The sequence below is a fragment of the Bacillus sp. SIMBA_008 genome, from assembly GCF_046535495.1.
Lineage (GTDB): Bacteria > Bacillota > Bacilli > Bacillales > Bacillaceae > Bacillus > Bacillus subtilis.
Genome location: NZ_JAWRWL010001236.1, coordinates 1 through 237 on the forward strand (window position 1 = coordinate 1; position 237 = coordinate 237).

Genomic DNA, 237 nt, shown 5'->3' on the forward strand with positions numbered 1-237 from the left:
GGATATATAGAAAATGAAGAGACGGTAAGAGAAAGATTAATTATGTCAGAAACACCATTGTTAATGTATGCAAATTTTGATTTGCCAAATGACAATTTAGGTTTAGTAAGTCCGATTTATTTTTCTAGTCTCGTTTTTGATTATGCAGGATTAAAACAATCACCATTTTATCAATTTTTATCGGAAATGCATAAAGAAATACCGGTTCTGAGAGAGGAGTTAAAGGTTAATAAAGAT

The 237-nt window shown here is 29.5% G+C and carries 1 pseudogene; it reads left to right on the forward strand.

The window, feature by feature from the left end:
• Positions 1-237, forward strand: a pseudogene (locus SB658_RS27385) (LTA synthase family protein); the annotation flags it as partial.